This window comes from Arthrobacter sp. BB-1, assembly GCF_006151685.1.
Classification (GTDB): Bacteria; Actinomycetota; Actinomycetes; order Actinomycetales; family Micrococcaceae; genus Arthrobacter.
In genome coordinates this window covers 25,450-38,268 of sequence record NZ_VDEV01000030.1, presented here as the reverse complement: position 1 = coordinate 38,268, position 12,819 = coordinate 25,450, and the positions used below count along the sequence as shown (strand labels likewise).

The 12,819-nt window shown below is 64.9% G+C and carries 15 protein-coding genes; 6 read left to right on the top strand and 9 right to left on the bottom strand.

What is annotated here, in order from left to right; genetic code table 11:
* Positions 1–108: 108 nt before the first annotated feature.
* From FHJ30_RS16895 to FHJ30_RS16875, 5 genes are all read right to left on the bottom strand, one after another.
* Positions 109–873 (bottom strand): ANTAR domain-containing protein, encoded by a 765-nt coding sequence (locus FHJ30_RS16895; RefSeq protein ID WP_139030427.1) that lies wholly within the window; start codon positions 871–873, stop codon positions 109–111.
* A complete protein-coding gene (locus FHJ30_RS16890; protein WP_139030426.1) occupies positions 870–1,121 on the bottom strand; it encodes a hypothetical protein in 252 nt (83 codons plus the stop codon). The genes FHJ30_RS16895 and FHJ30_RS16890 overlap by 4 nt, the downstream gene beginning before the upstream one ends.
* 9 nt (positions 1,122–1,130) lie before the next feature.
* Positions 1,131–1,850, bottom strand: coding sequence for a GAF and ANTAR domain-containing protein (locus FHJ30_RS16885; protein WP_139030425.1), 720 nt, complete (start codon positions 1,848–1,850; stop codon positions 1,131–1,133).
* A 168-nt stretch (positions 1,851–2,018) separates the two neighbouring features.
* Positions 2,019–2,408, bottom strand: a complete 390-nt coding sequence (locus FHJ30_RS16880) for a hypothetical protein (protein WP_139030424.1) — start codon at positions 2,406–2,408, stop codon at positions 2,019–2,021.
* Positions 2,409–2,417: 9 nt separating this feature from the next.
* Complete coding sequence (locus FHJ30_RS16875; protein WP_139030423.1) at positions 2,418–3,134, bottom strand: GAF and ANTAR domain-containing protein; 717 nt, start codon at positions 3,132–3,134, stop codon at positions 2,418–2,420.
* A 152-nt stretch (positions 3,135–3,286) separates the two neighbouring features.
* Here FHJ30_RS16875 and FHJ30_RS16870 point away from each other — a divergent pair, with 152 nt between their 5' ends.
* Both FHJ30_RS16870 and FHJ30_RS16865 read left to right on the top strand, forming a co-directional pair.
* Positions 3,287–4,060, top strand: a complete 774-nt coding sequence (locus tag FHJ30_RS16870; RefSeq protein ID WP_139030422.1) for a GAF and ANTAR domain-containing protein — start codon at positions 3,287–3,289, stop codon at positions 4,058–4,060.
* A gap of 94 nt (positions 4,061–4,154) precedes the next feature.
* Positions 4,155–4,889, top strand: coding sequence for a GAF and ANTAR domain-containing protein (locus FHJ30_RS16865; protein ID WP_139030421.1), 735 nt, complete (start codon positions 4,155–4,157; stop codon positions 4,887–4,889).
* Between the two features lie 26 nt (positions 4,890–4,915).
* On the opposite strand, the gene FHJ30_RS16860 is transcribed toward FHJ30_RS16865, so the two are convergent.
* A complete protein-coding gene (locus FHJ30_RS16860; protein ID WP_139030420.1) occupies positions 4,916–5,644 on the bottom strand; it encodes a hypothetical protein in 729 nt (242 codons plus the stop codon).
* Between the two features lie 93 nt (positions 5,645–5,737).
* On the opposite strand from FHJ30_RS16860, the gene FHJ30_RS16855 reads away from it, so the two are divergent.
* The 3 genes from FHJ30_RS16855 (at position 5,738) to FHJ30_RS16845 (ending at position 7,341) form a co-directional block, all read left to right on the top strand.
* Positions 5,738–6,070, top strand: a complete 333-nt coding sequence (locus tag FHJ30_RS16855; RefSeq protein WP_139030419.1) for a metalloregulator ArsR/SmtB family transcription factor — start codon at positions 5,738–5,740, stop codon at positions 6,068–6,070.
* A gap of 13 nt (positions 6,071–6,083) precedes the next feature.
* On the top strand, positions 6,084–6,581 hold the full coding sequence (locus tag FHJ30_RS16850; protein WP_139030418.1) for an SRPBCC domain-containing protein: 498 nt from the start codon (positions 6,084–6,086) through the stop codon (positions 6,579–6,581).
* Between the two features lie 166 nt (positions 6,582–6,747).
* Positions 6,748–7,341 (top strand): DUF1992 domain-containing protein, encoded by a 594-nt coding sequence (locus FHJ30_RS16845; RefSeq protein WP_139030455.1) that lies wholly within the window; start codon positions 6,748–6,750, stop codon positions 7,339–7,341.
* On the opposite strand, the gene FHJ30_RS16840 is transcribed toward FHJ30_RS16845, so the two are convergent.
* Both FHJ30_RS16840 and FHJ30_RS16835 read right to left on the bottom strand, forming a co-directional pair.
* Complete coding sequence (locus tag FHJ30_RS16840; RefSeq protein ID WP_139030417.1) at positions 7,338–7,910, bottom strand: GNAT family N-acetyltransferase; 573 nt, start codon at positions 7,908–7,910, stop codon at positions 7,338–7,340. The two genes, FHJ30_RS16845 and FHJ30_RS16840, sit on opposite strands and share 4 nt — an antisense overlap.
* Positions 7,911–8,219: 309 nt before the next feature.
* Positions 8,220–10,394 carry a transglycosylase domain-containing protein gene (locus FHJ30_RS16835; RefSeq protein ID WP_139030416.1) on the bottom strand — a complete coding sequence of 725 codons (2,175 nt, stop codon included), beginning with the start codon at positions 10,392–10,394 and terminating at the stop codon, positions 8,220–8,222.
* Between the two features lie 177 nt (positions 10,395–10,571).
* Between FHJ30_RS16835 and FHJ30_RS16830 the strand changes: the two genes are divergently transcribed.
* The gene (locus tag FHJ30_RS16830) at positions 10,572–11,198 is read left to right on the top strand and encodes a PadR family transcriptional regulator (RefSeq protein WP_139030415.1); all 627 of its coding nucleotides are present in this window, start codon (positions 10,572–10,574) and stop codon (positions 11,196–11,198) included.
* Here the strand turns inward: FHJ30_RS16830 and FHJ30_RS16825 are convergent, their stop codons facing one another.
* Positions 11,199–12,551 carry an ammonium transporter gene (locus FHJ30_RS16825; protein WP_139030414.1) on the bottom strand — a complete coding sequence of 451 codons (1,353 nt, stop codon included), beginning with the start codon at positions 12,549–12,551 and terminating at the stop codon, positions 11,199–11,201.
* Positions 12,552–12,819 lie beyond the last annotated feature (268 nt).

Sequence of the window (12,819 nt, the reverse complement as noted above, 5' to 3'; positions counted from 1 at the left end):
ACACCTTCCATAGTGCCCAGTTGGCAGCAGCGCTCTCAACATTGTTGCGAGTGAATCTCATCACGTCCCGGGCGGCGTGGAGTGGTGCCTTCGCCGCCGGGAGGGCTCTCACTCGTCGAAGTAGGTATCGATCTGCTGCTCGCCGGAAATGGAGGCGATCACGGATGCTGCCACCTCGCGGAGTTTGATGTTGCGGGTGCTGGAGGCCTTGGTGAGGATTTTGAATGCCGTGTCCCGGCTGCACCGGTTCTCGGCCATGATGGCTCCGACGGCCATGTCGATGACCGTACGGGACTGCAAGGCGGTGGAGAGATCGGCCTTCGCCTCACTCAGCTGCGTGATGCGGAGGACCAGGCGCAGCGATCCCGCTGCCTGGCTGGCGAAGGTTTCCACAGTGGAGATGTCGTCGACCGAAAAGCCGTGGCTGCGGCCGGAATAGAGGTTCAGGACCGCTTCTGCGTCATCGCCCAAATCCAGCGGCACGGCGAGGATGGAGGCAACCCCCTCGGCCCGGGCCACCTTCACGTACGCGGCCCAGCGGTGCTCGGTTGCCAGCTCGGGGACCAGCAGCGGGCTCTTGCTGCGCAGGGCCGTAAGGCAGGGTCCGTCACCGAATCCGTTCTGCAGCTCGTCCAGGGCACGCGCTTTAGCGTCACTACTGGCCACCGCCTTGGGCCTTTTGTGGCGGATCACAGTGACTCCGGCGTGGACCGGGCTGCCTGGCGTGGACAGCCGGGCAGCGGCAACCACGGCAAGGTCGGTGAGGAAGCCGGCGATGTCCTGGCTGTCCAGGACGAGTTCCTGCAGGGTTCTGTCTATCTCCGCAGAATTGGGTGTGACAGGGCCCGCCGCCCCGTTCGCATGGGTTGTCATTGAGTGTCGCCTTCTGTCAGTTCCGTCATCGCCGTGGCGATCAAGCCCGCCTGCGAAGCCGGTATGTCCAGGGCTTCGTGGAGGAAGGCATCCAGGGACATCTCGTCGAGATCGCCGCCGATGCCGTAGTAGTACGTCCACAGTTTTCCCAGGGGCAGATCCGTATCGCGGAAGCGCTGGGCGACCCCCCGCCGCTGTTCAGCTGCCAGGTCCGGTTTTTCCGGGCCCTCGGCCCCGAGGGGATACATGTCCCGTCCTCAGCTCGCTTGGGCTGCAGGGAGATCGGCACCCTGCACAATATCCTGGGCGATCTCATGGACCCTGCGGTTGCTGGACTGGGCGGCCAAGCGGAGGATCTCCACGGCGCCGTCCCTGCCGCCGCGGTGCTGGAGCATGATCAGTGCCACTGCGGCATCCACCACCGCCCGCGATTTGAGCGCCGCCCGGAGGTGTTCCGGATGCACCTCTGCTCCGTGCAGGCGCAGCGCAATCCGGAGAATCCTGGACATGGATGCTGCATGCTGTTCAAGGAGCGCCACCGTTTCCTCGCTGAAGGCACTCACAGAGTGGGCATAACAGTTCAATCCTGCCCGGGAGGACGCGTCCGTGAGGATGGGGACAGCCAGGACGGACCGCACGCCCTCCTGGAGCGCGGCCTCCGCGTAGCCGCTCCAGCGCCCGTCGCCTTTCAGGTCCGGAACCCACACCAGGCGCTGCTGCCGGGCTGCTGTGAGGCAGGGGCCGTCGTCGAACGCGTATTGCGTTTCATCCAGCCGGCGGCCGCCCTCGCTGCTGCTGGCAACTGTTGTCAGTGCGCCGTCGCGCTCCACCGTAATGGTGCAGATCACCGGACCGTCCGGGGAGAGCAGGGACGCTGAGATGGTGGCAAGGCCCAGGAGGAATTCAGGAAACCCGGGACTTTCGAGCAGCAGATCCTGCATCCGGTCCGAAGCGGCAACAGAGCTTTCCTTGGCCATCAGGCCTCAATCCTTGGTGCGCCAGAAGCAACAGCCCTGGCTGTCGGCCGCCGCTCTCTGCGCGGCGGACCTGGGTATTCAACCTCCGGATCGTTTCTATCCCGAAAATCTCCTACTACCGACACTACGCCCCTGCGGGAGCTATTGAAATGCGGTGGCGGAGTCGCGCTATTCGTCCGGGTCCGGTTGCCGGGTGGTGCTGTCTTCGCTGCCGGCTTCACTGCTGTCTTCCCCGCCCGCTTCCCTGCCCGCCGGCTGCCCGCCTTCGCCGCCGACGTGCTGCCCGCCCGCGGAAGCAGGACCGTCGAAGTCGTCGGAGTAGGGCGCACGTGGCCGGGGGAGGTCGTCAATCAGTTCGTTTGCCGCCAGCGCCAGCAGGTCGCGCTGTATCAGGGGCAGGGAAAGCAAACCCTGCAGGTAGGCCTCCACCTCATATTCGCCCGCGTCGCCCGAGAGGCTGAAGTACTTCAGCCACAGTTCGGATACGGGGATATCGGCTGCCTTCATGGCTGCACGGAGCCGGCGCCGTTGTTCCGGTTCGTTGGGATCAAAGCCCATGGGCAGTTCCTAGGCTCCGGGGGACAGCGTCCCGGCGAGGACGCGTTCACTGATGTTGTGCAAGGCTGCCTGGTCTTCGCGGGCGTGCCTGATCAGCAGCTGGAGCGCAGCTTCGTGGCTTACACCCAGCCGCTCCATCAGCACCCCGCAGGCGCGGTTTACCAGGTCCCGCGTATAGAGGGACGCCTGCAGACCCTCCGTCATCCGGTGCGGAGCCTCGGTGGCCTGGATGTGCGAGAGCAACGTGGCCGCAGGGGCAGCGAAAAGCTGGAGCAGGTCGGCGCTGCCCGGGTCATAGATGTTGGGAGCGGCGGCATAAAGCTTCAGCACGCCTATGGATGCACCGCCCGCCATCAGGGGTGCGCTGACCACTGACAGTACGGGCAAGCCTGCTACCCGGTTGCGCCACTCGGGCCACCGGTCCTCGCTTGTGAGGTCCGTGGCCAGTACTGTCTCCTCGGCTGCCCATGCGGTCAGGCACGGGCCTTCGCCGCACTCGTACTGGATGGCGTCCGCCTGGCTCACGATTCCGTCTGTGTAGCCGCTGCTGGTTCGGCGCCCGCGTGCATCCAGGAGGGAGACGCCCGCTCCGATGGTGCCGGGAACGGACTCCTTCGCAGCCCGGGCCAGGAGGCGGACGGCGGTGTTGGCTTTTTCCTCCGTGAGCAGCAGCCCCTGTATGCGAGCAATGACAGTGCTGAGCTCATCAAGGGGAAGTTGCGCCATGGTTTCAGCATAAAGCCAAGGGCCCATCCCCCGGCCCCTGTTCGTAGTTAGTCAGGGGAATGGATGTAGTCTGGGGGGAAGCGTTTGGAAGTGGGCGTGTTCACGCCGCATGGAAATTGTCAGCGGTTGAAGCCCAACTTCAGGGACGTGCCATGGACGCCTTACCCACCACCGCAACAGCGGCGGAGCCCCACACCGCCGCGTTTAAGGACGGGATCGTTTCCCGCCTTCAGGACCTCGTCCTGGAGGCCGGTGACGCCCAGGACTTCTACCGGGAACTCGCCGTTTTCTCAGCCTCCCTGCTGGCTCCGCCCGGCGTAGACATCTTCTGCAACGTCACTGTTGTGCGCCGCAAGAGGCCTATCACGGTCGCCTGGAGCACGCCCCGCGCAACGGCGATGGACGAACTGCAGTACGCCTTCGGGGACGGGCCCTGCCTGGCTGCAATGCGAAGCGGCGCCACCGTCTACGTCCAGGACGTCTCCACGGAGCCCCGGTGGCCGGACTACACCCACGCTGTTGCGGCCCACGGTGTCTCGTCCATCCTGAGCGTCCCCCTGCAACTGGAGGAGGACTCATCAGCCGCCCTCAACATTTACTCTTCTGCGGCCAACGGATTCTCCATCGAGGACATTGCGCGGGCCGGGATGTTCGGAGAGCAATCCGCCAAAACCCTGAAGCTTGAGCTGCGGCTGGCGCACCTGCGGGAGGCCAAGGAGGACCTGGAAGCGGCAATGAAGTCCCGCACGGCCATCGATGTGGCCGTCGGGGTGATCATGGCCCAAAACCGCTGCAGCCAGGAGGACGCAATGACCATCCTGCGGAAGGCGTCGAACAGCCGCAACATCAAGCTGAGGGAAATTGCCGCCGGCATCATCGCCTCCGTTTCGCCGACTCCGCGCCTGCGCACGCACTTCGACGAATAGCCCCGGTCCCGTTATGGAAGCCATCCCGTCCCGCTGCCCCAAGGGGTGGTGGGGCTCCCGCCGGGTTCAGCAAGCGGGACAGTAGGATTGATCCATGCCGAATTCCATGGAAAACGAGCCGATAGAGCAACTCCAGAGCATTCTGGTGGGTGCAGAAAATGCTGTGGAGTTCCTTACCGGGCTTGCCGGCCTCGCTGCGGCTGCTGTTTCCGAAGTTGCAGGTGACGACGTCGAATGTGCAGTGACCCTCAAGCTGAGGCGCAAGCCCACCACGGTTGCGGGGAGCAGCCAGCGTGCCATGGAACTGGACGAGATTGAGCAGGCTGTGGGTGACGGTCCCTGCATCCAGGCCTTGCGCGAGATGTCCCCGGTGATCATCGACGACGTCTCCGAGGATCCGCGGTGGCCGGAGCTCACCCGCAGGTTCGCGGAAGCGAACGTCCGCAGCTCGCTGGGAGTGCCGCTGGACATCAACGGCGAGGCCAGCGCCGCGCTCAACTTCTTTGCATCAAAGCCCGGCGTCTTCACCGCGAACGTCTACGACAAAGCCGTGGGGTTTGCCGGCGCCGCGCACAACACGCTCCACCTCTCAGTCCGCATCGGGACGGCACAAAGCCGCGCCGAGGACCTGGAAGCAGCCATGCAGAGCCGGACGGCCATCAACCTGGCGTGCGGGGTCATTATGGCGCAGAACAGGTGCTCGCAGGCGGAAGCGATGGAGATCCTCACCAAGGTCTCCAGCAACCGCAACCGTAAATTGCGCGACGTTGCAGCCGAGTTGATCGAACAGCTGTCCGGCGACAGCATCCGCACCCACTTCGACCGGTAGGTCTTCCTGACTCCTCCGCAGGCTTCCTAACTCCTCCGCAGGACCGAAACACTGCAGCCTGGTCCTGACCTGCGGATGTCCCAGCAGTGGCCGCTGCCGAGCACCTCAAAGCTGTGATCTCCAGCTGCCGCCAGGACCAGCGCTGTGTTCTCATCCACCGCTACCGCCCTGTCCACCAGGCCTGCGGCAACCGCCGCCACAGCCCTGCTGAGCGTACCCGCCTGCGCAGCATGCACGTCCACTGCGAACGGGGCCAGGCCCAGTCCGTCCCGGATCTCGACTTCCCCGAGGTCCTCTGAGCATTCCCCGCCGCAGACTTCGGTGCCGTTGATGAGGTAACCCCCGATCAGTGCCCTGCCGGGCGCCACCATGGCCCCGGCGGAGAATCCGAGGTAGGGAACGCCGCCGGCAATCAACCGTGAGATGGCGGCAGCGGAGGCACTCAGTCCGTCCCAGTACGCCGGCGTCAGGCCGCCGCCCACCACCAGGCCGTGGACACCGCCGAACACGGCCGGATCCGCAGGACAACCCGCCCTGAGCAGGACCGGCACTACCTCAAGTGGTCCGCGGGCCAGGAGCGGTTCCGCGTACTCACGGAGGACCTCCCCGGGGTTCCCGCCGCGGTGGTGCACCGCAACGGCGATCCGCGCGGACCGTTCCCCGCCGGTGCGTGCCTGGACGTCCTGGACGAAGCGGTCAAACAGTTCGGGGAAGGCCTCAGGGTCCGGACCGGCGCCCGCCAGGAAGATGCTCATGGGCTTCAAGGTACCGGGGAGTGGGGACTCTGTGGTGGAAAGAAAGCGGTAAGACGTTGACACCGAGGATGCGGGGGACTATCGTACAACCAAATGGTTGTAGATCAGCTCAGGGAAACCGAACTTGACCGCCTCTTCCAGGCGCTCGCCGATTCCACCCGCCGCGACATCGTGCGGCGCGTCACGGTGCAGGAATACTCGGTCTCCGGCCTCGCAGGCCTCTACGCCATGAGCTTCGCCGCCGTTCAGAAACACGTGGCGGTGTTGGAGCGCGCAACCCTAGTGAGCAAGGAAAAGCGCGGAAGGGAGCAGATCGTGCGGGGTAACCATGAAGGCCTGCAAAACGCCCGGCGCCTGCTCGACGAGTACGAGGCAATCTGGCAAGAGCGTGTGGGCCGGATCGCCGACATTCTGGCTGAAGGATAAGGAGGGTTCTGCTATGCCCGTTATTGATACCACCAAGAACGTTGAGGCGCTCAGCTTCACTTTGACAGCAGAGTTCGATGCCGGCGTCCAACGCGTCTGGCAGCTCTGGGAAGACCCGCGCCAGCTGGAGCGCTGGTGGGGTCCGCCCGGCTACCCGGCCACGTTTGAACAGTTCGACTTCGAGTCCGGCGGAAAGGCCGGCTACTACATGACCACTCCCGAGGGTGAGAAGCCCCGCGGCTGGTGGCGCTTCACCTCCATCCAAGCACCCAACAAGCTGGAGTTCGACGACGGATTCGCCGACGAAAAAGGGGATCCGGTCGCGGAAATGGGTGCCGGCCATGTCACGGTGACGCTCGAGGAGGCTGGCGGCAGGACCAGCATGAAAGTAGCCACCGTCTTCGACTCCGAAGAGCAGATGGAACAGATGGTGCAGATGGGTATGGAAGAAGGCATGCGCGAGGCTGTCGGCCAGATCGATGCCATCCTCACCGAACACGCAAACGCCTGACCGGCCACGCCTTCAGGCACCCGGGGAAGCGTACGACGGCGGGACGTCCCGTCGTCGTACCCTTTCCTTTGTCCACGTGCCGGCTGCGTCCTGCAGGCGTTGAACGGGCCGGAAAGCTTCTGAATACTGGAAGGAAGCATCATTCAGAAGTGAGGCGGTGGCAGCTATGGGCGGCGGCGCGGAGGATTTCCGGAGGCGCCTGGAGCGCGCGGCTGAGGCCCGGTCCTACCGCGGAGCCGGTATCAGCGCCGAGGAGGAGGCCGCGCTCGACGCCCTCGAGGCGCAGGAGCGCGAAAAGCGCAAGAAGGTAAGCGACGCCGCCCGGGCTGAATACCTGGTCCGGGATGCGATGGCGCAGGGAAAATTCGACAACCTCAAGTACGCCGGCAAGCCAATTCCGGGGCTGGGGGAGCGGTACGATCCCGATTGGTGGGTCAAGGGGCTCATCCAGCGGGAGAACATCAGCGGGCTTGGTCCTGCGGCGATCCTGCTCCGCACCGAGGATTCGGAGCTGGATGCCAAGCTCGATGCCCAGTACACGGAGCAGCAGGTGCGGGACATCCTGCAGGACTTTAATCGGCGGGTCATCGATGCCAGGCGCCAGCTTCAGGGTGGTCCGCCGGTGGTCACCAAGACCCGCGACGTTGAAGAAGAGGTGGCGCGCTGGCGCGAACGCCGTGCCGCCCGTCCCGTCGAGGCACCGCCGAAAGCTGAACCGCGGACCTCGTGGTGGCAGCGGCTGTGGAAGGGGACGGGCTAGCTCGGCGCTTCCGCCTCGTAGAGCTCACACAGCGCATTGTAGTACCGCCTCGTTTGTCCGCGGTGGGCCATGCCGATCCGCCGGCAGACCTTTTGTGATGCCGTGTTGGCCGGGGCTGTGACTGCCACTACTTTGTCCGGCCCGGCCTTGTTTGGCCCGGCCGCAAGGGCGTAGGCGAGGACCGCGGCGGCAGCTTCCGCTGCGTAGCCGTGGCCCCAGTAGTCGGGGTGGAAGTGCCAGCCGATCTCGGTGTCGCCGGAGGGCAGGAGCGGCAATGTGTCGCCCGACGCCGGTATGGACTTAAGGAGCAGGGTTCCGGCCAGAGGGCCGGACTGCCGTTCCAGCTCACCGCGTCCTTTCAGCTGGACGGCCCAGATTGCATGGATGGGGTGGTCCATGTTCCGCCACGTGCGGATGCGCTCCTCGGCTTCGGCACGTTCCCTCATCACCTGCGGGTGGTTGCCGATGAAGCGCTGCACTTCCCAGCGTGAGTAGAGGTCCAGCACGAAGTCCGCGTCCTCCAGCTTCCAGGGACGGAGGACCAGCCGCTCGGTTTCGAGGCTCTTCACTCCGCCAATCCTGCCACCTCGCTGTGCTCCTGGGCTGGACCGCGCGGGTTATCCACATAGGGCTGGAGGGTTGGTGTCCTGGCGCGGGTGTGCTGGAAGACTTTGGGTATGGGTTTGGATCGGGGCCTGGCCAGGGCAACGGACCCACCACCAGCCACACCGGCCACACCTACCACTCCACCCCACCACCACTGCGTTCCGGACGGCGGGAGGCAGAGATATTCCCGCAGGTCTCAAGTGATGCCTGCGCGGCTGTTCAGCGACCCGAACCACGCATGCGGAGGCCGCACCTGGACGGGGAAGCTGCGGTTATCGGGGGCTGGGCGAGGGGCTCGGCCCGATCATGGAAGGGGGAGGCGGCGGGAATGGAGCGGCCGGGTAGAGCGGGGCTACGTTCAGCATGTAGTTGGCCCACTGCGGCCCGGCAATCATGTAGCCGTCCAGGCGGGGATAGAAAGTCCCGTTGATGGTGACATTCTGCCCGGCACGCTTCTGGCCCTCGAGGGCATCGCCGAAAAACGAAGCTGTCGCCAGGCCGGTGGTGTAGCCGACCACCCAGGTGGCGCCGTTGGTGTTGGACGTACCCGTCTTTGCCGCCACCGGCATCCTGGTGTGCACCTTTGGGTTGATCCAGACGCCGGAACCCACCTTCATCACGTCCTGCAGCACGGAGTTCACTCCGCGGGCCACGTCGGGCTTCACGGCATCACGGCATTCCACGGGCTGGGCGGGAAGACTGCCGCCGGTTGCATCCTTGACTTCCACGAGCGCGACGGGCGTGCAGTAGCGGCCATCGCTGGCAAAGGTCGCAAAGGCATTCGCCATATGGAGGGGGGCCACACCGGTGCCGCCCAGGAGGTTGCCCAGTTGGTGCATGTTGATTGGGGCCCCATCGAGTCCGCTGTGGAGGCCCACAGCGTCCACCATCTTCTGGATGCCGCAGAAATCCAGCTGGGTGGCTGACGCGAACGTGGCCGTGTTGATCGAGTTGTACAATCCGTAGTTGATGGGCATCTTCCGGTAGAAGCCCTCCTCGGCATTCTGCAAGTCATCAGCCGCGCCCAGTTCCGGGTTGTTCTGGGCGGTGCTGTAGGCGCCCATGACCTTCCCGCAACTGGACTTCCACGGGAATCCCAGCGGATAGACGCGCCGGGACGCGTCCACCTCTGCGGTCAACGACTTGCCCTCGTTGAGCCACTCGGCAAAGGTGAACGGCTTCATGGTGGACCCGGGCTGGAAGCCGCCGGCTCCATTGAGGTCATTACCCTGCGGGTCCTTGGCGTCGACATTGAAGTTCAGTTGGGTGTCGAACTTGCCCGGTTCAGGGAGGAACACGGTGTTCTGGGCCATGGCCAGGATCTTGCCCGTCCCTGGCTGCACCGTCACCAGTGCCGCTGCCCACCGGTCCGGGTTGGGCCCGGCGGTACCGTCCACCTGCGCCTGGGCGGCAGCCTGAAGCCGGCTGTCCAGGGTGGTGACGATGGTGAGGCCCCCGCGGTACAGCTTCCGCTGGCGTTCTATCAGGCTGGCCCCGTAGGCGGGGTTGTTCAGGATGAGGTGCGAGATATAGTCGCAGAAGTAGGGCGCCAGGGAGGCATTGGCGCAACCTTGCCGCTCGGGACTGACCTTGAGTTCAATCGGCGTGGCCACGGCCTCATCATGCTGGGCCTGGGTGATCATGCGTTGGCGGAGCATCTCCCCGAGCACCTGGTTCCGGCGGACAATCGACTTGTCAGGGTTGAGCACCGGGTTGTAGAACGTGGGGCTGTTGACAAGTCCGGCCAGCAGGGCTGCCTGGGGAAGGCTGAGGTCCTTGGCGGTGGTGCTGAAGAAGTAGCGCGAGGCAGCTTCGATGCCGTACGCGTCGCTGTTGAAGAACACAATGTTCAGGTATCCCTCAAGGATCTGCTGCTTGGTGAACTTCTTCTCCAGGGCAATGGCCAGCTTCATCTCGCGCAGCTTGTCGCCGACGTCCTTTTGCCCGCTCAGGATCACTTCGTCGGGCCTGTCCTGGGACAGCCGGGCCTCATTGACCACGTTGGTGACATATTGCTGCGTGATGGTGGAGGCACCCTGCTGGCTGCCCTTGGTCAGGTTGGAAACCAATGCCCGGATGATCCCCTGGGGATCAATGCCGGCGTGCTCGTAGAACCTGCTGTCCTCAATAGCCACGATGGCATCCCTGATGTACGGCGACATCTGGTCCAGGGGGATCCTGACACGGTTCTCGGCAAAGAAGGTAGCGATTGGCTGGCCGTCGGAGGTGAGGACCTTGGTGGATTGCGACGGCGGCTGGACGGTGAGCTCCTCCGGCAGGCTGTCGAAAAAGCCAATGGAGTTGCTGACGCCGAAGCCGGCGGCCGCCACGGCCGGGACCACCAGGCTGGCGGCCAGGACGCCACACAGGGCACTCGCCGCCAGGAACCCGAAAAATCTTCCCAGGGCAAGGCTGAAGCCGCGCCCGCGCTTCCGTTTCTTCGCCATTCTTCAGCCCTCATGCCTAGGGGTGCCAAAAGAATACGCCGGTGGGCGGGGGCGATCCACACATTGCAGATCAGGATTTGGTCACGCTTCTCCCTTGACGAGGCGATAGTTAGCGACATATCGTTAAATATCGCTGAAGTGACCAGCGAAAATTACAAGTGAAAGGAGAATGCCACCATGAAAGGCATTCCTGAAGGAAAATTTCCGGGACCTGAATTCAGCAGGGGACGGTTTGAGCGCGGGCGGGGCCGGAGGGGACCGCACGGGCACCGGGGCGGCGGCTTTGGTCCCGGCTTTGGCCCGGGTTTTGGCCCCGGTTTTGGCCCCGGTTTCGGACCGGGCTTCGGCCCGGGGTTGGGCCGTGGGCCACGAAGGGCCAGCAGGGGGGATGTCCGTGCGGCCATCCTCTCGCTCCTGGCGGAAGCCCCCTCCAACGGTTACGGACTGATCAAGACGATCGCCGAGAAAACGGAGGGAGCGTGGCGGCCCAGCCCCGGATCCATCTATCCGACGCTTCAGCAGCTCGTTGACGAGGACCTGATCTCAGCCCTCAGCGAGGGCCGCGGGACGGAATTCGCGCTCACGGACGCAGGCCGGGCCTACGTGGCAGAGCATGCGGAGGAGATGGAAAACGCGTGGAACGCCGGGCAGGACAACCCGGACCGGGACTTCCACCAGAGCATCGGGAAACTGATGGGCGCCATTCACCAGTTCCGCAGCGGGGTCACCGAGGAACAGCGTGCCGCCGCCATTGAAAAGATGGATGAGACCCGCCGGGCGCTGTACAAGATCCTGGCTGACTGATCAGGCGAAGGAGTCTTCCTTGCTGTGCCGTTCAGCCTTGCTGGACACTGAGCCGGCCGGGATTTCACGGGCGGTCGCTGCGGCATGGAAGGGGGATGCGGCATGGGGCAGCGGGTTGAAGCCCGCCCCGATTTCCCCGAATGCGTAGGCGCTCTCGGCATGTTCGGCCAGGTCCACACCGGCGGTTTCCGCCTCGTGGCTGACCCGGAAGCCGATGGCCTTGTTGATAGCCCGGCCAATCACGAGGGTTCCGAGACCGGAGAGCAGCAGGGTGATCACCACGGCTGCGGTCTGGGCGATGAGCTGCTGGATGCCGCCGCCGTAGAAGAGCCCGCCGCCCTGGCCGTCTGCCGGGAGGGCGATAAAGCCCAGCGCAAGGGTTCCGATAAGCCCGGCGCCGAGGTGGACACCCACCACGTCCAGGGAGTCGTCCAGGCCGAACCGGTACTTCAGGTCCACGAAGACCGCGCAGGCGGCTCCCGCCACCAGGCCCAGGCCCACCGCAGCAAGCGGGCTGATGTTGGCGCAGGACGGCGTGATGGCCACAAGCCCGGCCACCACGCCGGACGCCGCCCCGAGGGAGGTGGGGTGGCCGTGGCGGATCTTCTCCGTCACAAGCCAGCTGAGCATTGCAGCGGCGGGGGTTACCAGGGTGTTCACCCAGATCAGGCCGGCCTGTTCCGCCGTAGTTGCCGCTCCGCCGTTGAAGCCGAACCAGCCGAACCACAGGATGGCGGCGCCCAGCATGATGAAGGGGACATTGTGCGGGCGGTGGTTGGGGTCTTTCGCGAACCCGTGGCGCTGGCCCACGATCAGGGCCAAGACCAAGGCGGCGGTTCCGGAGCTGATCTCCACTACGGCGCCGCCGGCGAAGTCGATGACCTGGCCGAACACGGCAGTCACTGCGCCCCCGGCGCTCATCAGGCCGCCGCCCCAGACCATGTAAGCAAGGGGGCAGTAAACCACGGTGATCCAGATGGGTACGAACAGGGCCCATGCGCCGAACTTGGCGCGGTCGGCGATGGCGCCGCTGATCAGGGCAACGGTGATGATGGCGAAGGTGGCGCTGTATCCGGCCTTGATCAGGTCCGGGGAGCCCATCAGGTTCTGCAGGCCGAAGTTGGCGAACGGGTTGCCGAAGAGGCCCAGGACGCCGTCGCCCGTTGTCATGGAGTAGCCCCACAGGACCCAGACAACCCCGACGATTCCGGCGGAGATGAAGCTCATCATGATCATGTTCAGGGCGGCCTTGGCACGTGTCATGCCGCCGTAGAACAGGCCAAGCCCGGGGGTCATCAGCAGTACCATCGCGGCTGAAATCATCAGCCAGACGTGTTGGGCAGAAATCTCCACCTGCGGGTCCCTTCGCGTTGCGCCTCGAAGCGGGGCGCTCTTCCGGGCCCTCGCATTTCCCCCGCAGTCCATCTTTCGCGTTTTGTGTTTCGGGAAACGCGCCTAAAAGTTGCGCCCACGTTACAGAAACGGCCGCCGTGTGAAGTCCCCGTGTCGGTTTTGTTTCGGCCATGTAAACAGCCGCCATCCGGCAGGGTGGCGCGGCCGCCGGGCTTCGCCCTGTTTTTCCCGCGGCACACGGGCGGGCGGGGTGGGGAAGGTGAGAAGC

Excerpts from the sequence above, each read along its gene's own strand:
- FHJ30_RS16895 (WP_139030427.1), bottom strand. The coding sequence starts at position 873 with ATGACAACCCATGCGAACGGGGCGGCGGGCCCTGTCACACCCAATTCT.
- FHJ30_RS16890 (WP_139030426.1), bottom strand. The coding sequence starts at position 1,121 with ATGTATCCCCTCGGGGCCGAGGGCCCGGAAAAACCGGACCTGGCAGCT.
- FHJ30_RS16885 (WP_139030425.1), bottom strand. The coding sequence starts at position 1,850 with ATGGCCAAGGAAAGCTCTGTTGCCGCTTCGGACCGGATGCAGGATCTG.
- FHJ30_RS16880 (WP_139030424.1), bottom strand. The coding sequence starts at position 2,408 with ATGGGCTTTGATCCCAACGAACCGGAACAACGGCGCCGGCTCCGTGCA.
- FHJ30_RS16875 (WP_139030423.1), bottom strand. The coding sequence starts at position 3,134 with ATGGCGCAACTTCCCCTTGATGAGCTCAGCACTGTCATTGCTCGCATA.
- FHJ30_RS16870 (WP_139030422.1), top strand. The coding sequence starts at position 3,287 with ATGGACGCCTTACCCACCACCGCAACAGCGGCGGAGCCCCACACCGCC.
- FHJ30_RS16865 (WP_139030421.1), top strand. The coding sequence starts at position 4,155 with ATGCCGAATTCCATGGAAAACGAGCCGATAGAGCAACTCCAGAGCATT.
- FHJ30_RS16860 (WP_139030420.1), bottom strand. The coding sequence starts at position 5,644 with ATGAGCATCTTCCTGGCGGGCGCCGGTCCGGACCCTGAGGCCTTCCCC.
- FHJ30_RS16855 (WP_139030419.1), top strand. The coding sequence starts at position 5,738 with ATGGTTGTAGATCAGCTCAGGGAAACCGAACTTGACCGCCTCTTCCAG.
- FHJ30_RS16850 (WP_139030418.1), top strand. The coding sequence starts at position 6,084 with ATGCCCGTTATTGATACCACCAAGAACGTTGAGGCGCTCAGCTTCACT.
- FHJ30_RS16845 (WP_139030455.1), top strand. The coding sequence starts at position 6,748 with ATGGGCGGCGGCGCGGAGGATTTCCGGAGGCGCCTGGAGCGCGCGGCT.
- FHJ30_RS16835 (WP_139030416.1), bottom strand. The coding sequence starts at position 10,394 with ATGGCGAAGAAACGGAAGCGCGGGCGCGGCTTCAGCCTTGCCCTGGGA.
- FHJ30_RS16830 (WP_139030415.1), top strand. The coding sequence starts at position 10,572 with ATGAAAGGCATTCCTGAAGGAAAATTTCCGGGACCTGAATTCAGCAGG.